Origin of the sequence: Kordiimonas lipolytica (assembly GCF_042651265.1) — a bacterium.
GTDB classification, from domain to species: Bacteria; Pseudomonadota; Alphaproteobacteria; order Sphingomonadales; family Kordiimonadaceae; genus Kordiimonas; species Kordiimonas lipolytica.
Genome location: NZ_JBHSCR010000005.1, coordinates 328647 through 351530, shown reverse-complemented (window position 1 = coordinate 351530; position 22884 = coordinate 328647). Strand labels below are relative to the sequence as shown.

The following is a 22884-nucleotide window of genomic DNA, read 5'->3' as shown; positions in this document are numbered from 1 at the left end:
CCAAAGGAAAAAATCATGGATATCAGAAAAATCACCCCGGCGCTTTCCGTGTCGCCGCAAATTTCCCTGCAGGACATCAGTGTCCTCAAGGGGCTTGGCTTTAACGGCATCATCAATGTCCGCCCTGACGGGGAAGAAGACGGCCAGCCGACATCGAAGGAAATCGAGAAGCTGGCGGAAGTCAGCGGCCTTTCCTATGTGCATATTCCCGTTGTCTCGGGCCAGATCACTGAAGATGACATCAGGGCCTTTGCCAAGGCCCGTGCCAGCATGGTTGGTCCTGTGCTGTCATACTGCCGCACAGGCACGCGCGCTGTGACCCTTTGGGCGTCATGCGCGGCGGCGAACCTGTCGACGGACGCCATTATCAAAACCGCTGACGAGGCGGGCTATGACCTTTCGGGCAAGGCCGCAGACCTGGACGCACGCCGCGATGCGGCGGCTGGTGCGAAGGTTGCTCCTGCGCCTGCCAAGGGCGGCCCGGCCCATGACGTTGTGATTGTTGGTGGCGGGGCAGGTGGCCTTGCCGCAGCCGCGAGCCTCCTGAAGCGCAGGCCCGGCCTTGATATTGCGGTGATCGAACCACGCGATACCCACTATTACCAGCCGGGCTGGACGCTTGTGGGCGGGGGTGTCTTCTCCCGCGATCAGACCAAGAGGGCGATGGCGGATGTCATGCCCAAGGGTGTGAAATGGATTCGCTCCGCCGTGGCGCGGTTCGAGCCCGCGCGCAACAGCGTGATCCTTGAAAGCGGTGACGAGGTGACATACCGCGCGCTGGTGGCGGCCCCCGGCATCAAGCTGATGTGGGAGAAGGTCAAGGGCCTTAAGGAAGCGCTGGGCAAAAATGGTGTTACGTCCAACTATATGTTCGATATGGCGCCCTACACCTGGGATCTGGTGAAATCCCTGAAGGGCGGGCGCGCGATCTTTACCCAGCCGCCCATGCCCATCAAATGTGCGGGTGCGCCGCAGAAAGCCATGTATCTGGCGTGCGACCACTGGAAGCGCTCTGGTGCCTTGAAGGACATTGAGGTTGAGTTCCACACGGCGGGCGGTGTGCTTTTCGGCGTGCAGGACTATGTGCCCGCGCTGATGGGCTATGTTGAAAAATACGGCGCCAAGCTCAACATGATGGAAAATCTTGTTGCGGTGGACGGCCCGAACCAGATGGCGACATTTGAGGTGACGGACGCCGACGGCAAGGTGACAACCGTTGAGCGCGGCTTCGACATGATCCATGTGTGCCCGCCTCAAGGGCCGCTTGATTTCATGAAAGGCTCCGCGATCGCTGATGAAGCCGGTTGGGTGGATGTGAACGCGGAAACCTTGCAGCACAACAGCTTCGGCAATGTGTTCGGTATTGGCGACGGCTGCAATGCGCCAAACGCAAAGACAGCTGCGGCGGTGCGGAAACAGGCGCCTGTGGTGGCCAACAACGTGCTGGCGATCCTGGATGGCACGAGCAAAACTGCCCTTTACAAGGGCTATGGTTCCTGCCCGCTGACAGTAGAGCGCGGCAAGGTGGTGCTGGCCGAATTCGGCTATGGCGGCGAACTGCAGCCCACTTTCCCATCCTGGCTGGTAAAGGGCACCAAAGCGTCCGGGCTGGCCTGGTTCCTGAAGGAAAAGCTGATGCCGGCGCTATATTTTGACCTGATGCTCAAAGGGCATGAATGGCTTGCGGGGCCAGAGATCATCTCTCACGCGCCGCTCAAGCATGAAGCCAAGGATGCGTGTGATTTCACGCAATCCAAAACGGGTTAGGACCGAAAGGAAATATGCCAATGGCGGCATCCAAGCGCCTGTCCGCGATATTCCCGTGCCTTGAATGGGCGCGGGAGTATAACCGTGAAACGCTTATCAACGACCTGACGGCAGCGGTGATTGTGGTGATCATGCTGATCCCGCAGTCGCTTGCCTATGCAATGCTGGCTGGCCTGCCGCCTGAGGTGGGGCTTTATGCCAGCATCCTGCCGCTTGTGCTTTATGCCGTGTTCGGCACCAGCCGGACGCTGGCTGTGGGGCCTGTGGCTGTGGCGTCGCTGATGTCTGCGGCGGCGGTGGGTGCCGTGGTGAAGCAGGGTACGGCGGGCTATATAGAGGCTTCCATCCTGCTGGCGTTGCTTTCGGGTGCATTCCTGATGCTGATGGGGCTTTTCCGGCTTGGGTTTCTTGCGAACTTTCTGTCTCACCCTGTGATCTCCGGGTTTATTTCTGCCTCTGGCATCTTGATTGCCTTCAGCCAGCTCAAGCATGTGCTGGGCATATCCGCGAGCGGGCACACGCTTCCGCAAGTGGCCACCTCCCTTGCGCACAACCTGCCTGACGTGAACGGCTATACGCTGGCGATCGGGGCGGGCTGCTTGGCGTTCCTCTATTTCGTGCGGTTGCGCCTAAGCGGCCTGTTGCAGGTGTTTGGTGTGCCCGAAAGCGTTGCTGGCTTTGTCGTCAAGGCTGGGCCTGTGCTGTCTGTTGTGGCAACGATCCTGATCGCAAGCACCTGGCAGCTGGACGCTGAAGGCGTTGCCATTGTTGGGGCTGTCCCAGAAGGGCTGCCAACGCTTGGTTTGCCTGCCATCCATATGGAGCTGGTGCGCGAATTGGCGCTGCCGGCCTTCCTGATCAGCGTGATCGGGTTTGTGGAATCGGTATCCGTCGCTCAGACGCTTGCGGCCAAAAGGCGCCAGCGGATCAACCCGAACCAGGAACTGATCGCCCTTGGGGCTGCGAACCTGGGGTCTGGCGTTTCCGGCGGTTATTCGGTCACGGGCGGCTTTGCCCGGTCTGTTGTGAATTTCGACGCGGGCGCGCAAACACCGGCTGCGGGCGTATTTACCGCCATTGGCATTGCCGTTGCCACACTGTTCCTGACACCGTTGATCCATTATCTGCCCAAAGCCACGCTTGCCGCGACCATCATTGTAGCCGTGCTGGCGCTGATTGACTTCCGCATGATCCGCGCAACCTGGATATATTCAAAGCGTGACTTCCTTGCCATGGCTGCGACCATCTTGCTGACGCTTGGTGTCAGCGTGGAAGTGGGTGTGGCGTCCGGCGTGACGCTTTCGATCCTGTTGCATCTTTATAAAAGCAGCCGCCCGCACTGTGCTGTGGTGGGCCTGGTCGCGGGAACCGAGCATTTCCGCAATATCCGAAGGCATGATGTGGAAACCTGCGACACCATGGTCACCTTGCGGGTAGACGAAAGCCTGTATTTTGCCAACGCGCGTTTTCTTGAAGATCAGGTCTATCGCCTGATGGCGGAAAACGAAAAGCTGAAGCATGTTGTGTTGATGTGCCCGGCGGTGAATGAGATTGATGCAAGTGCGCTTGAAAGCCTTGAGGCTATCAACCATCGGCTGGAGGATGCTGGGGTGAAATTCCACCTGAGCGAGGTCAAGGGCCCGGTTATGGACCGGCTGCAGCGGTCCCATTTCCTGGATGAGTTGAGCGGCCAGGTTTTCCTTACCCAATACCAGGCCTATCGGGCGCTGGCGAATGGCGAGCCATGCCGGTCGAATAAGGCACCAACGGGTGGGCATAACGAGGCCTGATGAGGGCGCCTCTAATGGGCGCCCTGCAAGCAGGCTGTACTGAAGCTGGTTTTAGCGGCCTGATTGTACCGTAGGCTGATCGGCGAACGTGGCAGTGTGTGTGGTTTCGCATGTTGTCACACGGCGGAACGGTGGGCGCTTGGAGATAGTGCGCACATAGTCAGGGCCGATCTTGCAGCTTTCCTTTTCCAAGGCTTCGTCCTTCTGAACAGCTGCCGGATAAGGGTTCGGTGATTTGGATGGCTGAGCCACGGCAGCGGTGCTGAAGAGGCCTGTTGCCATAATGAGTACAAGCGAGCGGATTGTTGTTTTCATTCTAATCTGTCCCTTCTTGGTTTGCGCGGTCTTGTGCCGCGGTCTGACCTTACAGATGTCTCAGGTACGTGCCCGAAGCTGAGCTGGATCAACAACCAGCAGGCCGGGAACGCCAAAAGTCTGAGCACAATAAAGAAGAAACTTCCGACTCACTAGTTACATCGGAAACTAATAACGAATTTGTGAGGAGGTGGGCTTAGACCGGCAGCGAGGCCTTGATGCCAGCCATCACATCGGCGCGTGCTTTGTCCAGAATGTTGTTGCCGTTGGTCTTTACAGCCGTGGCAATTTCATCCTGCAGGTCAAGCAGACGGATAAAGTGTGGTGAAGCATCGCGCTTCTGGATCAGGGACTGCAGGGCACGGGCGTCGAAGTGATGCTCGTAAACACCCGCAAGCATTTGGGTCCAGTCCGCACCGTAGCTGGCTTGAACGCTGCGGATCACTTGCACCACTGTTGCCTGGACCTTGTCCATGCCGTACTGGCGAATCGCAGCACGTACCGGCGCTGAGTTTTTCACATCATGCAGCAGCAACAGCGACAAATTCTTTGAAATGCCGGTTTCCAGCACAAATTTGAGCGCGGTATCGTGTGCTGCAGCGGCTGGCTGGGCCAGATATGCGTCGGAAAAGTCGGGCAGGGCGTAGCTATCCATCACGGAATCACCATGCGACGGCATAACAGGTGCGCTTGAAGCTACAGCCTGAGGGGCTGTCGCTGTAAGGGCCACTGTCATAAAGAGCGCTGTACCAACGGTTTTGCGCCCGAACCGGGAAGAGACTCTGCTGAAAAACGTCATAAGCCGACTTAAAATCCGATAACAAACTCAAGATGGCCACTGAAATACGCGCGTTATGTTACAGTTTTTTGTCTTTTTCGGCCTTTTGGGCTATTGTCATAAAAAATTCATAAAACTACCGAGGAATCGGGTTGCTATATGCTAAGTGTATGTAGCGAAAAGGGAATTTGTTTAACAATTCTCAAAAAATATTTTCTGTAGCGATTTCATATGGTTAAATTCCCTTCCAATGAGCCGGTCTGCTCATGTTACATATTATTGTAACAAAAGTGGTCATAATAGATCGGTTTGCCAATAGGAGGCCTGTATGCGTTATATGAAATTTGGAACTGTTTCCGCCGCTATCATCTTTGCTGCAAGTGCGTCGTTCGCTGACGCTGGCGCAGATGCAAGTATGCTCGCATGGGATGGCGATGACTATGCCACCAGCGAACTGGGGAGCGGAGACTGGAGCAAGGCTGAAGCCGCTCTTCTCGGCAGCGATGTCGCCCCTGAAGACGCCGTGTTCGCCAAGATCAACCTCGCGTTCGTCTATAGCTCTACCGGTCGCAAGGACCTGGCGATGAATATCTATCAAGAAATACTTGAAGGCAAGGCTAACCCCTATGCACTGACGGTATCGGGGCAGCCGCGCCGGGTGAAGACGATTGCGAAAGTCGCTCTTGCCCGTCTTGAGGACCAATAAGGATTAATTCTTATTAAATACGGCTGGTGTGAGAGCCTTGTCCGTGCCCACACCAGTTCAAAGACGATCTCCTGAACTAAGCTGATATAAAAGACTATCATTCCCTGGAAGCACGTACCGGTCCCCTCTGGTGCGTGCTTTTCTTTATCGCAAGCCGCCTGATCAAGCTAGGGGAGCTTCCCTGTGTTGCTCCATATTAAACTAGAGTCGCTGTCTGGATTTGATGTTTCAGTGTGAAATATAAGGAAGTCCACCACGCCCATTGATGACACACTTCGCCTTAACTGGTTGTATTCTTATCGCATAAAGATATGTCGTGAAAGTATGAAGTCGCAGAATTCTGCGGTTTTCTGGGGTTTTGATATTAGCTGACCGAATGTTCCCCAAACGGTCATACCGCTGAAACGAAACTGAAATATTCCCCCACTAGGCCTCATGCCCCAGGAGCCGGCTCGCAGAAGCTGGTCCACAAGTCATGCAACGCAACAACCTATCCAGGTGACGGAAACGTCGTACGGGGAATGAAATGACCAAATTACAGATTTTGAAGAACACACTGCTGGCGGCTGTTGCTGCTACAGCGCTTGTCGCGTGTGGCGACGACAGCACAGAGCTGGCGTCTCCCGGCACGGTAGCGCCAAACCCAGGCACCGGTGGCGGTGACAATGGCGGCGACAACGGCGGCGACAATGGCGGCGATCCTGCCGTAAAAATCGGCCGCGATGGCGCTGAATATACTTCCGAAGGCAACTGCCCAACTGGTACAACTGCCGTATCCGTTGGCGAACAGACACACTGTAGCCTGTCCGGTACGCTCACCAGCGACGTAACGCTGACCGCAGGCAACATCTACCAGCTGTCTGGTAAAGTGGCTGTTGGTGTTGACGTTGGCGCAGACGGCAATGCAAGCGCAGGCGACCCGGCGGTTCTGTCTATCGAACCCGGCGCTGTTATCTACGGTGCGACCGCAACCGACGTTCTTGTGATTTCCCGCGGTTCTGAAATTCGCGCTGAAGGTACTGCCAACAACCCGATCATCTTCACTTCCGCGCTTGACCTTGACCTTGCTTCTGAGCTGGGCCTAACGGCAGCTGCAAGCTACTCCGGCCCTCTGCTGGAAGAGCCATTCACGTCTGAGTGGGGTGGTCTGGTGATTAACGGCCGTGCTTCCATCAACACCTGTAACCAGGCTGAAGTTTGTGAAGCTGAAGGCGAAGGCGACAGCGGTCTTTATGGTGGCAATCTCGACACCGACAGTTCCGGCGTTATGAAATATGTCCAAATCAAATATTCCGGTAACCCGATCACCGCTGATGACGAGCTGAACGGCATCGCATTCCAGGGCGTTGGTTCCGGTACCGAGCTGGACTATATCCAGGTTCACAACGGCGCAGACGACGGTGTTGAATTCTTCGGCGGTACGGCTCAGGTGAAGCACCTTGTGATCACTGGCGCAGACGACGACAGCCTCGACTGGACACAAGGTTGGCGCGGTAAAGCCCAGCACGTGATCATCATCCAGAACCCCGCCCAGCCTGCATCCGACCAGGGTATTGAGGCTGACAACTTCGGTGACGGTAACGACTTCCTGCCACGCGCACAGCCACGCCTTTCTAACATGACCATCGTTGGTTCCGCTTCCAAAGGCGGCGAAAGCGACATCGGTATGCTTCTCCGTGAAGGTACTGGCGCGAACATCTACAATACTGTTGTTTCCGACTTCGGTGATGCGTGTCTCGATATCGACCAGGACGCAACGTTCACGAACGCTGGCACAAGCGCTACGAACCTGACGGGCAACCTGACCATCGAATCCACACTCCTGGGCAGCAACTGTGCGTCTGTCTTCAAAGAAGACGGCAACGTATTTGACCTGGAAACTTTCTTCACGTCACAGGCCAACAACGCTGTTGGCGCGACCACGCTTTCCAACAACTTCATCAACGGTTCCGCTGAAAATGCAATAACCGGTACTGATGTAAGCGTTATCGACAGCTTCTTCGACGCAACCGACTATGCCGGTGCGGTGAAGAGCGACAGCGCAGCTGACAACTGGACCCTGAACTGGACTTACGGTCTGAACCCTGATCCAGAATGTCCAGAAGGCACGACTGCAAGCACAGACGGCACTGTTTGTACGCTTTCCGGAACTTACACGTCTGACCTGCGCCTCGTGTCCGGTCTTGACTATGTTCTCGACGGCAAAGTGGTATTCGGTATCGATGTTGGCGCGGACGGCAATGCTGCAGCGGGTGACCCTGCAACGCTGACCATTGAGCCTGGCGTGACCGTAATGGGTGCTGACCAGACATCTTACCTGGTGATCTCCCGCGGTTCGAAGCTGAACTCCAACGGTACGGCTGACGCACCTGTAACTTTCACGGCGATCGACCCTGAGACCCGCGACCTGGACGTTGATACTTCCCTTTGGGGCGGTCTCGTGATCAACGGTCGCGCCACAATCAACACCTGTAACCAGGCTGAAGTTTGTGAAGCTGAAGGCGAAGGCGACAGCGGCCTTTATGGCGGCGACGACGACACTGACAGCTCCGGCCAGATCTTCTACACCCGCGTTGTATATGCTGGTAACCCGATCACTGCTGACGACGAACTGAACGGCATTGCCTTCCAGGGCGTTGGCTCCGGCACCACGATCGATTACCTGCAAGTACACAACGGTGCCGACGATGGTGTTGAATTCTTCGGCGGTACGGCACAGGTGAAGCACCTTGTGATCACCGGCGCTGACGATGACAGCCTCGACTGGACGCAGGGCTGGCGCGGTAAGGTTCAGCACGTTCTGATCGTACAGAACCCGAACCAGCCTGGTACTGACCAAGGTATCGAAGCCGACAACTTCGGTGACGGGAACGACTTCCTGCCACGGGCTCACCCGATGATCGCCAACGCGACGATCCTGGGCAGCGCAGCAGCTGGCGGCGAAAGCGACATCGGTATCCTGCTCCGCGAAGGTACTGCGGCGAACCTCTGGAACGTGGTTGTGGCTGACTTCGGTGACGCATGTCTCGACATCGACCAGGACGCTACCTTCACCGTATCCGGTACTTCCGCCACTGACCTGACGGGTGACCTGACCATGGAAAGCACGCTCCTGAGCGATAGCTGTGCCTCGGTCTTCAAGGATGACGGCAACGTCTTCGATCTTGAAACTTGGTTCAACAACCAGGCCAACAACATTGTTGCAACAGACAGCCTGACGGCTCTCTCGGGTGCGGCCAGCTTCAAGACCTACATCAACGGGGCTACGGAGAACGGCGTAACTGCAACGGATGTAAGCGCAATCGACAGCTTCTTCGACGCAACCGACTATGTCGGTGCCGTGAAGAATGCAGCCAACGATTGGGTTTCCGGCTGGACCGTGTGGCTTAACCAATAAGCAAACAGCACAAGGCGCCGCGGCAGGGCTCAGGCTCGTGCCGTGCCGCGGCGCTCAGCATAAGTAAAGAAAACTGATGGTGCCCGAAATGAAATTGACCCAAAAGAGTTTGAAAAGCGTGCTTCTGGCCTCGACGGTATTGATACTGCCGGCCGAAGCAATCGCTCAAGATAAGCCGGAGCTTATGACGGTAGACGTGGAAGAAATCACGGTTACCGGCCGCTACGTGCCAGACGAAAAGCGCGCGACGTCTGAAATCGCCAACGTCCTCGACAGCGAAGCCTTTGCCCTGGCGGGTGACAGCGACATCGCGAGTGCCATCCAGCGCCTGCCGGGCCTTTCCCGGACGCGTGACGGCTATGTGTACGTTCGTGGTCTTGGTGACCGCTACTCCTCAACTCTCCTGAACGGTTCGGGCATCCCGAGCACGGACCCGCTGCGCCGGGTTGTCCCGCTTGACATCTTCCCGACCAGCTTGATCTCATCCGTTCTGGTGCAGAAAACCTATTCACCAGAATTCCCTGCTGATTTCGGTGGTGGTGTGATTGACCTGCGCACCAAGGCCATTCCTGACGACTTCGTTCTGGAAATCGGCATCTCAGGCAAATACAACACTGAAGCAACCGGCAAGACGGGCCTCAACTACGATGGCACTGGGTCCGAAATCTTCGGCTTTGGTGGCTCCCGCCGCGACATTCCGGAAGAGCTCCTGAAGGATGTGACGCTCGCAAGCCTGACGCCGGAAGAGCTGGAAGCCGCAGGCGAAGCGATCCCGAACATCTGGTCCATCGACAGCGAACCGCTTTATCCAGGCGCCGGTTTCGACCTGGTGTGGGGTAACCGCTATGATGTTGGTGACGAAAGCGCGTTTGGTTTCTTCACCGCTGTTACTTACGATATCAACCAGCGGCACCGTGACGGTGTTCGCCGCACGGTGACCACGTCAAACGCTGGTCCGGTTATCCGCTCGAACGCCGCTCCTGAAGTGTGCGACATGCCTGAATTTGACGGCGAAGATGTAAGTGGTTGCGGTGTGCGTCAGTCCAACACTGATATCTCGCTCAATGGTATCCTGTCGCTTGGTTATGAATTCAACGCTGATCACTCGATCAACTTCACCGGTACGGTGCTGCGCGATAGCAGCAAGCGGGCGCTGATCGAAAAAGGTCAGTTTGCACAGGAAGACGCGCTCCGGACCCGGTCGTTCATCGACTGGATCGAAAGCCAGGTCTGGACCAACCAGCTGACGGGTGAGCATTATGTCAATCTGTTCGGCGATAGCGACACGTTCCAGACCACGAAAATCAACTGGCGCGCCAACATCTCCCGTTCCGACCGGGATGTGCCCCTGCGCCGCGATACCACGTACGAGTATAACCCACAGCTTGACGCCGACCTGATCCTGGCGCGGACAGACAGTAACACCACCGTCTATAACGCCCTTGATGAGGAAACCATGGAGTTCGGCCTGGACTTCGTTCAGCCGATGTATATCGGCGGCTTCCTGGCTGACGTCAAAGGTGGTTTCACCTATCAGGACAAAGACCGTAGCTTCGGTCTGGTGCGCTATAACTTCGCCTTCCCGGCGGGTATCAGCACAGACCTGCGGGCGCTGGCGCCTGAGATCATCTTCGGCCCAGGCAACATCCGCCCAGGCGGCATTACGCTGACCGAGATTTTCGATGCGTCTGACTTCTATTCCGCGCAGTTCGAAAATATCCAGGGGTACTTGGGTGCGGATATCGAAATCAGCCCACGCCTTCGGTTCGCATTTGGCTGGCGCTATGAGAACAGCGAGCAGGTGATTGATACGGTTGACCGTATTACGCTTGATCCGCTTCTTGTGACCCAGAAGGGCGAATATTGGCTGCCTGCCGCGACGATGACTTATGAAATCGTCGACAACATGCAGATCCGTTTCGCCTACAGCCAAACAGTGAACCGCCCGGAAGCCCGCGAGCTTTCAACGGCCCGCTTCCTGGATGACGAGCGGAACATTTCCGTACAGGGTAACCCTGAACTGCGGATTGCCGAAATCGACAACTATGACGCTCGCTTCGAATGGTATTTCGCGCCGGGTGAAAGCCTGACGATTGGTGCCTTCTACAAGAAGTTTTCCAACCCGATCGAGCGCAGCAGCCGTGCCCTTGGTGAAGGCCGCCTGATCACCTACGTGAACGGTGAATCCGGTGAGCTGAAGGGTATCGAGGTTGAAGTCGAAAAAATCCTGGATGTGCAGGATTGGTTTGGTTGGGAGTTTTATGGCCGCGAGTTCTATGTTCGCGCTAACGGTTCCTATATCGACTCTGAAACTGTGACAGCGACCGCTGACCTGGGCGTTGTAACGAACGCAGTTCGTACCTTCCAGGGCCAGTCCAAATGGCTTGCCAACACGCAGCTTGGCTGGCGCGGTGACGTGGACAATATGTCCCTCATCCTGAACTACACCGGCCGCCGTCAGGCGCTCCTGGGTGTGTTTGGCGCGGGTGACGAATATGAAAACCCACCGCTCCTTCTGGACTTTGTCTACAGCCGCGAGTTTGAAGTGGGTAGCAACATCCTTGAAGTGAGTCTCGAAGCAGGAAACCTGCTTGGTGATGAAATCGAATACGTGCAGGACGGTGTTATCACCGAAGGGTACGAAATCGGTCGCACCTTCAGCATTGGCTTCAAATACAAGTTCTAACACCGAAAAATCGGCCCGTCGCTTCGGCGGCGGGCCTTGGTGAGCACGAAAAATCGGCCACCGCAAAAAAAGTGCAACAAAACGGCGCAAAGATGCCGGCACAAAAAAAACGAATGATGATGCTTTTTGGAGACGTACTAGTTTCATGGACACGTATGGACATGGAAAAAGACAGGTGACACCTGTGTCCCGCCAGCCCCGCGCCTTGCGTTTGGGGATTTTGGCGTTTGAGCTCTGTCTGGTGATTCTGATTGCCTATCAGGCATCCGGCCTGATGTTCCGAATCATGGAACCCGAACAGACACCATCGGCGCAGCCCTTAATAGCATCGCGCGCCCAAAATGCGCACTCAGATGCCGATACCGGCATGCTGACCGGCTTCGATCCCTTCTTTCGCGCCGTCCCGGAAATAAGCGCCGTCTCCGCCGTGGAAGCGGCACCGGAAAGCAGCCTCAAGCTTGAACTTTTTGGCCTTCGTGCAATGGGCGACGGCAAAGGCAGCGCCATTGTCAAAACCCAAGACGGTAGCCAACAGGTTGTCCGTGTGGGTGACATTATATCGCCGGGTGTGAAGCTGGCAGGCGTATATAAAGACCGGCTTGAAATCATCCGCTCCGGCAGCTTGGAAGCGGTTTACCTGCGCCCGCAGGGTGAACGCGCAGCGCGGCCCATGGCTGCGGCATCCGGCCCGACCGCAACAAGCTCACGCGCCACTGGCGGCGCACTCAGCTATCTGGCGAACCTGCAGCTTGAGCCCGTGCGCCGTGACCGGCGAATCATCGGTTTTCGCCTGCCGGGAGATATGCCCGAGGCGGCAGCGGCTCTTGGCCTCGAAGGTGGGGATATCCTGCTGGCAGCCAATGGCGAGCCGCTCAACTCATTTGAACGTATTTCAGAGATCGGCGAAGAGCTGGCAGGTGCCCGCCGTATCGATCTCACCATCGAACGCCGGGGCGAGACACGCAGTCTCAGCCTGGGGCTCTAGGGAATTTGGATCATGAAAGTTTTTAAGAATGCTCAATGGCTCATGAGGCCGCTTGTCGGGGCATTGATGCTGGCTGCGGTGCCTTTCGCGCCGACAGCGTTGGCAGCGGAGGGCCATGTGCTCAACTATCGTGATGCCGAAATCCGCGCCTTCATCGATGATATTGCCACCATTACCGGTAAGACATTCATCATCGACCCACGTGTGCGCGGTACCATCAATGTGGTCTCCACTGAACAGGTCACTATTGAGGGCGTGTTCCAGACCTTCCTGTCTGCACTCAAGGTTAATGGTTTTACCCTGGTCCCGACAGCCTCAGGCGCCTTCAAGGTGGTGCCGGACGAAGTCGCGGCCCAAGACGCGGGCCCGGTGGACGAGGCCCGCAAGGGCGACCTGCTGATAACCCAGGTTTTCACGCTGAAGTATGCCGACCCGCTGGCGGTGCAGGCGGCCATCAAGCCCTTTTCCTTCAAGAAGGGTCGTGTGTTTGCCCGCAAGGGCACGCCCGTGGTTATCGTGACAGACTTTGCTGACAATCTTGAGCGCATCGCCAAGCTGGTAGCCACCCTGGATATCGACCATTCCGTGATCCGCACGCTGGCGCTTGAAAACACCAGCGCATCCGAGATGGCAGATATCGCTGTCAAGCTGGCCACGCAGCCGGGCTTTGACGACAATGTCACCCAGTCGCTGACGGCGCTACCGCTCGACAGCAGCAACACGCTGGTTCTTAAAGGTCCCGCGGATGTTATCGATACTTTCCTGCCGGTCCTGAAGGAGCTGGACGCCAACAATGCCTCCCGCGGGGACCTGCGTGTAGTGCAGCTCAGCTACGGCACGGCGGAAAAAATGCTGCCGATGCTGGAGGCCGTGACCCGCTCCATGACGGGGCGCGAGGGCAATGCCGGCGGCGATGTCATGATCTCTGCCTACTCGGGCGCCAACGCCATCGTCATCAATGCCTCATCTGAAATGCAGCAGCGCATCGCCAACGTTATCCATATGCTGGATGTGCCGCGGGCGCAGGTGCTGGTGGAAGCGATCGTGGTGGAAGTCTCGGAAGGAGCGGCGAAGGATCTGGGCGTTCAATATATTCTTGCGGGCGGCAAGAGCAGCAACATTCCATTCACCGTGGCCAACTATTCCAACACGGCGCCGAATATCCTGGCGCTTACAGGCGCGCTGCAACTGAACGACAGTGACGGCGACGGCACGTCCGCAAAAGACCTCGCAAGCGCCGCGGCTGTGGAATCTCTCCTTGGCTTCTCCGGTTTCGGTCTCGGTATCGCGGGCGAAACGGACGGCGGCACAATTTTCGGCGCCATTCTCAACGCGCTTGAGCAGGACAACGGCAGCAACATCCTCTCGACCCCGTCGATCATGGCAATGGACAATGAGACCGCCAGCTTCCTCTCCGGCCAGGAAATCCCGATCACCACGGGCCAGACGCTGACAAGCAGCAGCACCAACCCCTTCACAACGATCGAACGTAAGGATGTGGGTGTGAAGCTTGAGGTCACGCCGCAAGTAAACGAGGGCGAGGAAATCCACCTGATGATCCGCCAGGAGATTTCGTCCATCGCAGGGACAACAGGCGCCAATGAGCTGATCACCAACAAACGCGAAATCCAGACAACTGTGCGCGTTCAGAATGGTGAGATTGTCGTGCTGGGTGGCCTGATTGAGGAAAACGAAAGCGTGTCAGTCGACAAGGTGCCGTTTTTGGGCGATATCCCGCTTCTCGGTCGTGCTTTCCGGTCTGACAGCAAAAGCCGCTCCAAGCGCAACCTGATGATCTTCCTGCGTCCGACCATTGTACGGTCAGCAGGTGACGCAGAGGCGCTGACTGCCAAGAAATACAATTATATGCGGGCGCAGCAGGCGGCATCGGAAACCGGTCTGTCGCTGGACCTTCTGGTGGAAGAAGTGATGGGCAAAGGGGCTGAGAGGTAACTGGCTCATGGCTGAAAAAGAGGCACCATTTCTGCGCTATATGTTCGCCCGCGATCACGGCATTGCGGTGACAGCAATGCTGGACGGTGCGGCTGAAGTCGCCCTGCGTGAAGGCGCGGACCCGATGATGCTTGCCGAAGTGCGGCGTGTCGCTGGACGGCCCCTGAATGTCTCCAGCATGGACAAGAAGGCGTTCGATGCCATGCTTTCCGATATGCATGCAGTTGAGGGCATTGATGCAGGTATCGACAGTGACATGCCTGCCGAAAGCCTCGACAGCGCGCTTGAAGGCATGCCTGCAGCGGCAGACCTTTTGGCCAGCGAAGACGAAGCGCCGGTGATCCGCCTGATCAACAGCCTGATTGCGGAAGCGGTCAAGACCAAGGCGTCGGATATCCACCTGGAACCGTTTGAAAACCGCCTGTCTGTGCGCCTTCGTATCGACGGTGTGCTGAACGAGGTTGCCAGCTTGGCGGCCCGGCTGACGCCATATCTGGTGTCACGCATCAAGGTTATGGCCCGGCTTGATATCGCGGAAAAACGCATCCCGCAGGACGGACGGCTTTCGCTCAAGCTGGGGGACCGCACCTTCGATGTGCGGGTATCCACGCTGCCGTCGCGGCACGGCGAAAGGGTGGTGCTCCGGCTTCTGGATGCCTCAAGCGCGCAACTGACGCTGGAAGACCTGGGTATGCAGGAAAGTGTGCATGCCGGCATACGGGACCTGCTGGCTGAGCCGAACGGCATCATTCTGGTTACAGGCCCGACCGGGTCGGGCAAGACCACCACGCTTTATGCCAGCCTTGCGCTATTGAATGACCAGAGCCGCAATATCATGACGGTTGAAGACCCTGTGGAATATGCGCTTGACGGTGTCAGCCAGACGCAGGTGAACACCAAGGTGGGCATGACCTTCGCCTCTGGCCTTCGGGCCATCCTCAGGCAGGACCCTGACGTGGTGATGGTTGGTGAAATCCGGGATATGGAAACGGTTGAGATGGCCATCCAGGCATCGCTGACCGGCCACCTTGTGCTTTCCACCGTGCACACGAACAGCGCTGTGGCGGCCATTACTCGTCTGCGCGACATGGGCGTGGAACCTTTCCTTCTGGCGTCCACGGTCAAGGGTATTCTTGCGCAGCGGCTGGTCAGGAAGCTGTGCGGCGATTGCAAGAAGCCAGCCCACAATGAGGCATTGGTCCGGGAACAGTTGGGTGCGCAGGCGTCCGAAGCTGCAACGCTTTTTGAGCCCGTGGGCTGCCCGTCATGTGGCGGCAAGGGCTATTCCGGCAGGGTTGGCATCTATGAACTGGTGCGGATAGACGACCAACTGCAGCGCATGATCCAGGACGGCGCGTCCGAAGCCGATATGGCAGACCATGCGTTCCGGAATGCGGACACGCTTTCAGCAAGCGGTCGGGCGCTGGTGATGAAGGGTGTGACCACCGTTGAAGAAGTGATGCGCGTCTCGCGCGTGAAGGAGGCCCCAGGTGCAGGCGTATGATTATACGGCGCTTGACGGCGCGGGCAAAAGCCGGCGCGGCACCATTACGGCAGACGGTGAAGGCGATGCCCGCCAGCGCCTGATGGCCAAGGCGCTCTATCCAACGGACCTGCGGCCCGCCCGCGGCGGAAAGGCCGGTGCTGAAGGTGGCATCCGGCTTACGCAGTTTTTGCGCACTGAAAAGATCAGCCAGAAAGACCTGGCGCTCCTGACCCGCCAGCTGGCCACCATGGTGCAGGCTGCCTCACCGGTTGAGGAAGCCCTGGCCGCACTGGCGCAACAGGCGGAAAAACCAGCCACGCGCAACGTCATCACGCGCGTGCGCGCCAATGTGATGGAAGGCATGCGCCTTTCGGCTGCCATGGGGCTTGAAAGCGCCACGTTTGACACCCTCTTTTGTGCCATGGTGGCGGCGGGTGAAGCGTCGGGCGACTTGGGTACCGTGCTTGCCCGCATCGCAGACCACCGGGAAAAAGCCCAGGAAACCAAAGCCAAGGTGCAAAGCGCGCTAATCTATCCCGCAGTTCTGATGACAGTGGCAGCGGGCGTGGTGACAGCGCTCATGATATTCGTGGTGCCCAAGGTGGTCGCCCAGTTCGACAGTTTCGGCAGTGACCTGCCCATGCTCACCCAGATTGTGGTGGGCGTCAGCAACTTCCTCACCAGCTACGGCCTGTGGCTGTTGCTTGGGCTTGTGCTTTTGGTCGTGGGCAGTGTGCTTGCGCTCAGGCGGCCGCCTGTTCGGCTGTCGGTTCACGGCGCGCTTCTCAGGCTGCCGCTTGTCGGCAAGCTGGTGCGCGCGGTCAACGGTGCTCGGTTCGCACGCGCCTTCGGCACACTGGTGCAGGGTGGTAGCCCGGTGCTGGAGGCAATGACAGCGGCAACCCAGACAGTGAAAAACGCGCAGATTCGCATGCGCCTTGATGCTGCGGGCACGCAGGTTCGCGAAGGCAAGGGCGTGGCAGCTGCCCTGAAGGCGGTTGACGGCCTGCCGCCCATGCTTGGCTATATGGCGGCGGCTGGCGAACGCAGCGGCCAGTTGGGGCTGATGCTGCACAAGTCAGCAGACTATCTGGAAAGCGAATTCGACGGGTTTACCAAGTCGGCACTCAGCCTGCTTGAACCCATGATCGTGATTTTTATGGGCGGCATTGTCGGGGCCATTGTGCTCTCAATCATGCTGCCGATCCTGAGGCTGAACAGCCTCGTGTTGATGTAAGGAGACCCGTGATGAACAAGGTCTGGACCAAACTGAAAGCGGCCTTCAAGGCGTCTGCGCGCAATGAGGATGGCTTCTCGCTGATTGAACTGATGGTGGTGATTGTGATCATCGGCCTCCTGACCACTGTTGTTGTGGTGAATGTGCTCCCCAGCCAGGACCGGGCCATGGTGGAAAAGGCGCGCGCCGATGTGCAGACCATTTCCCAGGCGCTTGAGATGTACAAGATGGACACGCTCAGCTACCCAAGCCTTGAAGAAGGCATTGACGTGCTGGCCAGGGCGCCAAAAGGTGGCCTGCGCACCGAAGGCTATATCAAGGGCCTGCCGCGTGATCCGTGGGGCAACCCCTATCAGTATCTCATTCCGGGCGAACACGGCCGGTTTGATGTCTTCTCCTACGGCGCGGATGGCCGTCCGGGCGGTGAAGGCCTGAATGCCGACATCGGCAACTGGACCGAACAGGAAGGCTGATCCCGTGCGTAACTGGCGTTCCGATAAAGGCTTTTCCTTGGTGGAAGTGATGGTCGTTGTGGCCATCATCGGCCTTATGACGAGCGCCGTTGTGCTGGCGATGCCCTCAAGGGATGACAGGCTTCTGGACACGCTGTCCCGCACCGGTCGCCTGATGGTGGCGGTGGAGCGCCAGGCCGTAATTACGGGCCAGGTAATGGGGGTGCATTTCTCGGATACGGGGATGGACCTGTTGGTCCTCGGAGACAGTGGCTGGGTGCCGTCGGATGCGACCATTGATGCGGGCAGCGCCAGCTTTGGCGATGCGCGGCTTCTGGATATCACGGTCGAAGGGGCAGTAGTGGATGTCGCTGACACGGATCTGCAGGCCCATGTCTATTTCCTGCCCACGGGTGAAAAGCCGGCCTTTACGCTTACGCTGGCGTCAGGGGCGAAAAAGGGCACTATGACTGTGCCCCAATTGGGCCCTTTTGAGGTGAAGACCGATGGTTGATACCGCAAGAGAAGACGGATTTTCCCTTGTGGAACTGCTGGTTGCGGTCGCGATCCTTGCGCTCGCCGCCGTGTCGCTCCTCGAACATCAGACCCAGGCCATTAGCATGACCGGCGCGGTGGAGTATCGTGCACTCGCTGCGACGGTTGCGGACAACCGTTTGGCCACTGTGCTTGGGCAAACAAATCCGCCACTTTCCGGCATCACCACTGGTCAGGAAACCCAGATGGGCGTGGCCTTTGAATGGCGCCAGACTGTGCGGCCTGCTGACGGCGGCGACCTGATGTTGGTTCAGGTCTCTGTGCGAGCCGCGGACGAGGGACGCGAGCTTGCGGCCCTGACCGGATTTCGGAGGGCTGAATAATGTTATTCCGTATCCGAAATGATGCTGGTTTTTCCCTGGTCGAAACCATGGTGGCGACCTTTATTTTCGCGCTGGTGAGTGCCGCAGGCGTTGCGCTGCTGACCAGTTACCAAAGCGGCCGGGAGATGCTTCAGGCGGCTGATGGGCGGGTTTCGGAAATCACGCTGGCGCGGGAAGTGATAAAGGCCGACCTTTTGGCGGCGCTTGATCGGCCAGCCCGAATGGAAATGGGCGAAGTTCGCGGTTTCACTGGCAGCGCCTATCTGCCGGACGGCCTGAAACTGAGCCTTGTACGCGGCGGCGGCATGCGGGCGGTGCTGGACACAGGTGAAAGCGCGCTCGAGCGTGTGGATTATGTGCTGGAAGGTGACAAGCTGGTGCGCCGCACTTTCAAACGCACAGACATTACAACAGCCAATAAGCCCCGCGACCGGGTCATGCTTGAAGGTGTGAAAGCCATGGCGCTTCGCTTTGAAAGCGAGGGCCAGTGGATTGAGGAATGGCGCCCAGAGGTGGCGCTTAAGCCCTTGCCGAATCTGGCTGAACTGTCGTTTCAGATGGCGAATGGCCGAAGCCTGAGATTTGTTCTTCTGGTTGGAGGGCAGGCATGATGCCGCGCGTGAGTTTGAAAAGGTTGCGGGAAGACCGCGGCGCGGCGCTGGTAACCGTTATGCTGCTGGTGTCCATTATGGCGGCGGGCATGGCGATCAGCTTTGACGCGCTTGGTTTCATGACCAAACGGCATACGGCAAGCCGGATGTTCGAGCAGGCGCGCTATTATGCCCTAGGCGGCGAACAGCTGGCACTAACCGCTGCGGAAAAGCTGTGGAAAGCGAAGGCGAGGTTGGAGGAGGCCAAAGTGGTTTCCTATCCGATCGACGGCGGCCAGATCGAAGGCGTGATCAGCGATGCCAGCAACTGTTTCAATGTGAACAGCCTTGTGTCCAAGGCCGGTAGCGGCGGGTACAAGGCGGACGAGCGGGCCATGGCGCAGTATGGCCGCCTTCTGCTTCATCTTGGTTTTGCCGAGCGCGAAGCAGTGGGGCTGACTGGCGCGCTGGTTGACTGGATCGATAGCGACACGCGCCCTGTCCTTCAGGGGGCGGAAGACTATGACTATGCGGCGCTCGATACGCCATACAGAACCGCCAATACACTGGTTCGGGACCTGACGGAGCTTCGCCTGGTGAAGGGCTATACGCCCGAGGTCCTGGCTCGCGTGGGGGCGCATCTTTGTGCCCGCGACAATACGGCCGATACGGTCCTGAACGTGAATGTGCTGCGCCTGGCAGATGCACCGCTTCTGGCGGCTATTCTTGGGCCGAACGTAAGCCTAGAGTTCGCATCCAGGCTGATCGCCACACGGCCCTCGGGCGGTTATTCGGATATCGCCGATTTCTATTTCGAACGCGCGTTTGAAGGCAAGGCAGTTGAACAGGACATACGCGCCCAGACTGCGGTGAAGCCGCAGCGGGTGGTGAGCCAGGTTCGGGTTCGCTTTCATGACGGGATCAGCCGCCTGACAAGCGAAATCTGGCTGAATGATGACGGGGCTGCCCATGTGGCCAGCCACCGTTTTGGAGTATTTCAATGAGTGAAACCCTTGTCATAAACTTGGGCCATGATGGTCTGCCGGTGGGTGAGGCCCTGCTGGTGGATGGTGGTGCCCTGCGCGGCAGGATTGCCCCAGAGGCTCTCGCGTCAAAGGCGGGCGCAGACACCGTGTTGGTTATCCCCGGTGGCCAAGTTGCAAGTCAGCGGATATCGGTTCCGGATTTTCCCGACGCGAAGCTGATGAAAATTCTGCCCGGGCTTCTGGATGGCAGGCTGGCGCTGGCGCAGGAAGAACGTCATTTTGCCCTGATGGGCACGCGGGAGGCCGAGACAGGCGAGCGCCTTGTTGGTGTGATGGCAAGATCCGTTTTGCAGGCCGCCCTTGGATTTGCTGGTGCTCATGGCCTGCCGGTGCGCGCGGTGGTGCCAGACTATATGCTGCTGCCGGTGCCAGAGGAGGGCGCTGTTGCCGCCAAGATTGGTGAATTCGTTGTTGCGCGCATCAGCGACGGCACAGGCTTTTCTGTTGAGGCTGACTTGGCAGCGGCAATGCTGGGAGAAGCGGGCGCGGCGTCAAAGCAGATGCCTGATGCCGAATTTGAAGAGCTTTTGGTGCATGCGCAGGCAGCGGAAGGCAACCTGTTGCAGGGGGCGTTCAGCCCGCGATCTGGGGTTGCTGACTGGGTCATCTTCTTCCGCCGCGCTGGGCTTCTTGCTGCGGCATCCCTGATGGTGTGGATCGGCGCAAGTCTTTATGCCGCGACGGACAATTTCAATAGGGCCGATACGCTGTATGCCAAGGCCGAAGAGCGTTTCAGTGAAGCGCTGCCGAATGTTGGCCGAGTGGTGAATATGGAGGCGCAAATGCGCCGGGCGGTGCAGGACGTACGCCAGCAGGGCGGCGGTGAGTTCATGATCCTGTCCAGCTTGGCCGCAGATGCCCTAGCCGGTGACGACAGCACCATGTTTGAAGGCGTGCGGTTTGACGGTGAGCGCAGCACCCTGGTGCTGACAGTGACCTTTGCATCCTTTGCCAAGGGCGAGGCCTTTAAGACGCGTTTGGCTGAAAAGGGCCTTGTTGTCACGGAAGGCAGTAGCCGCACTGAAGGCGCACGCGTTTCTTCGGAACTGACGATCAGGAGGCGTGTATGACCGAGTTCTGGCAAAACTTGACGGCGCGGGAACGGGCCATGGTGACCATCGCCGGCGCGTTGGCGGTTTTTGTGTTTGGGTATTTTGCTCTTGTTCGTCCTCTCGTCGCCTACGAGCGGACAAGCGAAAGTGCGCTCAAGCGTGCCCAGGCTGTATACCAGCAGATCGCCCAGGGTGCAGCGGAAGTTGAAGCCGCGCGCGGTACCAAGCCGGGCCGCCCAGGCGCTAAGGAATCCCTCAGGGTTGCAGTGGCACAAACCGCACGGGACAGTGGGGTTGCCATCAGCCGCCTACAGCCTGGCGCTGACGGGGCCCTGACTGTCTGGGTGGAAAGCGTGCCCTCAGCTGTCTTTTTCCGCTGGCTGCAGGAGCTTGGCTCAGCGCATGGCATCGCGCCCGTGAAAGTGCTGGCACAAAAGACTTCGGCTGAAGGCCGTGTCCGGGTGCAGCTAGAGTTCAGGGGCGCGTGATGTCTGGGCGAGCTTTGTTCCTTACCGGGCTTGTTGTCTTCCTGTTGTTCGCGATTGTTCGCGTGCCGGCAAGTGTTGTGATCCCCGTGCTTGGTACGCCGGCAGGTATCGCCTACAGTGGTACAGAAGGAACGATGTGGCAAGGCAAGCTCAGGCAGGTGACTGCATTGGGCCAGCCGCTTGGCGATGCCGCTTTTTCCATCAGCCGACTGTCACTTCTTCTGGGGGCGCCCGAGGCAGATATCAAACTATCTGGCGGTAATCTGCAAGGCGGTTTTCGCTGGAAGACTGACGGCGGCCATCAGATCAGCAACCTTGACATGATGCTGGATGCCAAAGCCCGGTTGGGGCAGCAAGGGATGTCCGGTGCGCTTCGGTTGACCGGTGGATCATTCCGGGTTACGGCCGGTGGCCGTTGCCTGGAAGGGGCTGCCGATATGCGCAGCAATATTCTGGAGCGCGGGTTTGGGGTTGAAGGCCTGGTGCTGACGGGACAGCTGGTTTGCCGGGACGGGCAGATGCAGGTAATGATGCGCGGTACCATGCAGGGGCTGGACATTGCCATCGACGGTAATATTGGCCGTGAAAGCGCGCAGCCCCTGTCGGCAACATTGACACCGGCGGCAGGGGCGGACATACCTGATGAACTGCGCCAGTTGCTGTCGCGTTACAGTTTTACCCCAAGGGCAGACGGCAGTTTGGGCGCGCAATTTGAATTGGATATGTTTCTATGACCAAATTCAACCGGCTCGCGCTCTGCGTTCTGGCTTTCAGCCTCCCGGCCTGTACGAGCACCGGCAGCACGCCGCCAGAAAGCCGCGTGGCTAATAAACCTCAAATGGCTGTACAGCCACTTGGCAGTGACGAAGTGCTGTCCCGGTTCAGCGTGCTGCCCGCGCAATCGTTGGCGGCTGGGGAATGCGGCCTGTTCCTGTGGCTTAAGCGCGATGATGCGCCGCTGGTATTTTTCCAGAAATCTGACGGCTCTGCGGTCATGATGATTGATGGGGTCGAGAGCCCCATGAGGCGGATGTCGCAAAAGGGGCGGATCGCGCTGGAATATTTCGAAAGCCAGTCTTTCGAAACGGCAGACCTCGCGCTGGATGTCACAGTAACGCCTGAAGCGAAGCGCAGTTTGCAGCAGGGACTGAAGCTGCCATCAGGTATGGTGTCGATTGAAACAGCTGACGGCTGGTCTGCGGTACTGCCTGTGATTGGGTTGATCGGCTGTAAGTGATATCAAAACTGTAACAATTGGGCGCTTGGGCAGGTGCTTTG

20 protein-coding genes are annotated in these 22884 nt (G+C 58.0%); 18 read left to right on the top strand and 2 right to left on the bottom strand.

The window, feature by feature from the left end; all coding sequences use genetic code 11:
* The first annotated feature begins 15 nt into the window (after positions 1–15).
* Positions 16–1767: a bifunctional protein tyrosine phosphatase family protein/NAD(P)/FAD-dependent oxidoreductase gene (locus ACFO5Q_RS09325; RefSeq protein ID WP_068151709.1), complete on the top strand. Its 1752-nt coding sequence runs from the start codon at positions 16–18 to the stop codon at positions 1765–1767.
* 20 nt (positions 1768–1787) lie between these two features.
* The gene (locus tag ACFO5Q_RS09320; RefSeq protein WP_068151713.1) at positions 1788–3557 is read left to right on the top strand and encodes a SulP family inorganic anion transporter; all 1770 of its coding nucleotides are present in this window, start codon (positions 1788–1790) and stop codon (positions 3555–3557) included.
* Positions 3558–3608: 51 nt separating this feature from the next.
* On the opposite strand, the gene ACFO5Q_RS09315 is transcribed toward ACFO5Q_RS09320, so the two are convergent.
* Positions 3609–3872: a hypothetical protein gene (locus ACFO5Q_RS09315; protein ID WP_068151716.1), complete on the bottom strand. Its 264-nt coding sequence runs from the start codon at positions 3870–3872 to the stop codon at positions 3609–3611.
* Between the two features lie 196 nt (positions 3873–4068).
* On the bottom strand, positions 4069–4671 hold the full coding sequence (locus tag ACFO5Q_RS09310; protein WP_156432049.1) for a hypothetical protein: 603 nt from the start codon (positions 4669–4671) through the stop codon (positions 4069–4071).
* 307 nt (positions 4672–4978) lie between these two features.
* Here ACFO5Q_RS09310 and ACFO5Q_RS09305 point away from each other — a divergent pair, with 307 nt between their 5' ends.
* The 16 genes from ACFO5Q_RS09305 to ACFO5Q_RS09230 all read left to right on the top strand — a co-directional run bounded on the left by ACFO5Q_RS09305 (position 4979) and on the right by ACFO5Q_RS09230 (position 22843).
* Positions 4979–5356 carry a hypothetical protein gene (locus ACFO5Q_RS09305; RefSeq protein ID WP_068151725.1) on the top strand — a complete coding sequence of 126 codons (378 nt, stop codon included), beginning with the start codon at positions 4979–4981 and terminating at the stop codon, positions 5354–5356.
* Between the two features lie 526 nt (positions 5357–5882).
* Positions 5883–8753 carry a hypothetical protein gene (locus ACFO5Q_RS09300; RefSeq protein WP_068151727.1) on the top strand — a complete coding sequence of 957 codons (2871 nt, stop codon included), beginning with the start codon at positions 5883–5885 and terminating at the stop codon, positions 8751–8753.
* An 88-nt stretch (positions 8754–8841) separates the two neighbouring features.
* Positions 8842–11439 carry a TonB-dependent receptor domain-containing protein gene (locus ACFO5Q_RS09295; protein WP_197421265.1) on the top strand — a complete coding sequence of 866 codons (2598 nt, stop codon included), beginning with the start codon at positions 8842–8844 and terminating at the stop codon, positions 11437–11439.
* 184 nt (positions 11440–11623) lie between these two features.
* Entirely contained in the window at positions 11624–12424 is an 801-nt protein-coding gene (locus ACFO5Q_RS09290; RefSeq protein ID WP_197421267.1) for a type II secretion system protein N, read from the top strand.
* Positions 12425–12436: 12 nt separating this feature from the next.
* On the top strand, positions 12437–14377 hold the full coding sequence (gene gspD / locus ACFO5Q_RS09285) for a type II secretion system secretin GspD (protein ID WP_231727326.1): 1941 nt from the start codon (positions 12437–12439) through the stop codon (positions 14375–14377).
* A gap of 7 nt (positions 14378–14384) precedes the next feature.
* Complete coding sequence (gspE, locus tag ACFO5Q_RS09280; protein WP_068151748.1) at positions 14385–15881, top strand: type II secretion system ATPase GspE; 1497 nt, start codon at positions 14385–14387, stop codon at positions 15879–15881.
* The gene (gene gspF / locus ACFO5Q_RS09275; RefSeq protein ID WP_068151751.1) at positions 15868–17100 is read left to right on the top strand and encodes a type II secretion system inner membrane protein GspF; all 1233 of its coding nucleotides are present in this window, start codon (positions 15868–15870) and stop codon (positions 17098–17100) included. The genes gspE and gspF overlap by 14 nt, the downstream gene beginning before the upstream one ends.
* Before the next feature lie 11 nt (positions 17101–17111).
* Positions 17112–17573, top strand: coding sequence for a type II secretion system major pseudopilin GspG (gspG, locus tag ACFO5Q_RS09270; RefSeq protein WP_068151754.1), 462 nt, complete (start codon positions 17112–17114; stop codon positions 17571–17573).
* A gap of 4 nt (positions 17574–17577) precedes the next feature.
* The gene (locus ACFO5Q_RS09265; protein ID WP_068151757.1) at positions 17578–18066 is read left to right on the top strand and encodes a GspH/FimT family pseudopilin; all 489 of its coding nucleotides are present in this window, start codon (positions 17578–17580) and stop codon (positions 18064–18066) included.
* Complete coding sequence (gene gspI, locus ACFO5Q_RS09260) at positions 18059–18430, top strand: type II secretion system minor pseudopilin GspI (RefSeq protein ID WP_068151767.1); 372 nt, start codon at positions 18059–18061, stop codon at positions 18428–18430. Before ACFO5Q_RS09265 ends, gspI begins: the two co-directional genes overlap by 8 nt.
* Complete coding sequence (gene gspJ / locus ACFO5Q_RS09255; protein ID WP_068151771.1) at positions 18430–19041, top strand: type II secretion system minor pseudopilin GspJ; 612 nt, start codon at positions 18430–18432, stop codon at positions 19039–19041. Before gspI ends, gspJ begins: the two co-directional genes overlap by 1 nt.
* Positions 19038–20024: a type II secretion system minor pseudopilin GspK gene (gspK, locus tag ACFO5Q_RS09250; protein WP_068151774.1), complete on the top strand. Its 987-nt coding sequence runs from the start codon at positions 19038–19040 to the stop codon at positions 20022–20024. The genes gspJ and gspK overlap by 4 nt, the downstream gene beginning before the upstream one ends.
* A complete protein-coding gene (gene gspL / locus ACFO5Q_RS09245; RefSeq protein ID WP_068151776.1) occupies positions 20021–21136 on the top strand; it encodes a type II secretion system protein GspL in 1116 nt (371 codons plus the stop codon). Before gspK ends, gspL begins: the two co-directional genes overlap by 4 nt.
* On the top strand, positions 21133–21606 hold the full coding sequence (gspM, locus tag ACFO5Q_RS09240) for a type II secretion system protein GspM (RefSeq protein WP_068151778.1): 474 nt from the start codon (positions 21133–21135) through the stop codon (positions 21604–21606). The genes gspL and gspM overlap by 4 nt, the downstream gene beginning before the upstream one ends.
* The gene (gene gspN / locus ACFO5Q_RS09235) at positions 21606–22340 is read left to right on the top strand and encodes a type II secretion system protein N (RefSeq protein WP_068151780.1); all 735 of its coding nucleotides are present in this window, start codon (positions 21606–21608) and stop codon (positions 22338–22340) included. The genes gspM and gspN overlap by 1 nt, the downstream gene beginning before the upstream one ends.
* Positions 22337–22843 carry a hypothetical protein gene (locus ACFO5Q_RS09230; protein WP_068151783.1) on the top strand — a complete coding sequence of 169 codons (507 nt, stop codon included), beginning with the start codon at positions 22337–22339 and terminating at the stop codon, positions 22841–22843. The genes gspN and ACFO5Q_RS09230 overlap by 4 nt, the downstream gene beginning before the upstream one ends.
* Positions 22844–22884 lie beyond the last annotated feature (41 nt).

Coding starts and splice junctions, on each gene's coding strand:
- gspE (WP_068151748.1), top strand. CDS start 14,385: ATGGCTGAAAAAGAGGCACCATTTCTGCGCTATATGTTCGCCCGCGAT.
- gspG (WP_068151754.1), top strand. CDS start 17,112: ATGAACAAGGTCTGGACCAAACTGAAAGCGGCCTTCAAGGCGTCTGCG.
- gspN (WP_068151780.1), top strand. CDS start 21,606: ATGTCTGGGCGAGCTTTGTTCCTTACCGGGCTTGTTGTCTTCCTGTTG.
- ACFO5Q_RS09310 (WP_156432049.1), bottom strand. CDS start 4,671: ATGACGTTTTTCAGCAGAGTCTCTTCCCGGTTCGGGCGCAAAACCGTT.
- gspD (WP_231727326.1), top strand. CDS start 12,437: ATGAAAGTTTTTAAGAATGCTCAATGGCTCATGAGGCCGCTTGTCGGG.
- gspJ (WP_068151771.1), top strand. CDS start 18,430: ATGTTATTCCGTATCCGAAATGATGCTGGTTTTTCCCTGGTCGAAACC.
- gspI (WP_068151767.1), top strand. CDS start 18,059: ATGGTTGATACCGCAAGAGAAGACGGATTTTCCCTTGTGGAACTGCTG.
- gspM (WP_068151778.1), top strand. CDS start 21,133: ATGACCGAGTTCTGGCAAAACTTGACGGCGCGGGAACGGGCCATGGTG.
- ACFO5Q_RS09325 (WP_068151709.1), top strand. CDS start 16: ATGGATATCAGAAAAATCACCCCGGCGCTTTCCGTGTCGCCGCAAATT.
- ACFO5Q_RS09305 (WP_068151725.1), top strand. CDS start 4,979: ATGCGTTATATGAAATTTGGAACTGTTTCCGCCGCTATCATCTTTGCT.
- ACFO5Q_RS09230 (WP_068151783.1), top strand. CDS start 22,337: ATGACCAAATTCAACCGGCTCGCGCTCTGCGTTCTGGCTTTCAGCCTC.
- ACFO5Q_RS09295 (WP_197421265.1), top strand. CDS start 8,842: ATGAAATTGACCCAAAAGAGTTTGAAAAGCGTGCTTCTGGCCTCGACG.
- gspL (WP_068151776.1), top strand. CDS start 20,021: ATGAGTGAAACCCTTGTCATAAACTTGGGCCATGATGGTCTGCCGGTG.
- ACFO5Q_RS09300 (WP_068151727.1), top strand. CDS start 5,883: ATGACCAAATTACAGATTTTGAAGAACACACTGCTGGCGGCTGTTGCT.
- ACFO5Q_RS09315 (WP_068151716.1), bottom strand. CDS start 3,872: ATGAAAACAACAATCCGCTCGCTTGTACTCATTATGGCAACAGGCCTC.
- gspK (WP_068151774.1), top strand. CDS start 19,038: ATGATGCCGCGCGTGAGTTTGAAAAGGTTGCGGGAAGACCGCGGCGCG.
- ACFO5Q_RS09320 (WP_068151713.1), top strand. CDS start 1,788: ATGGCGGCATCCAAGCGCCTGTCCGCGATATTCCCGTGCCTTGAATGG.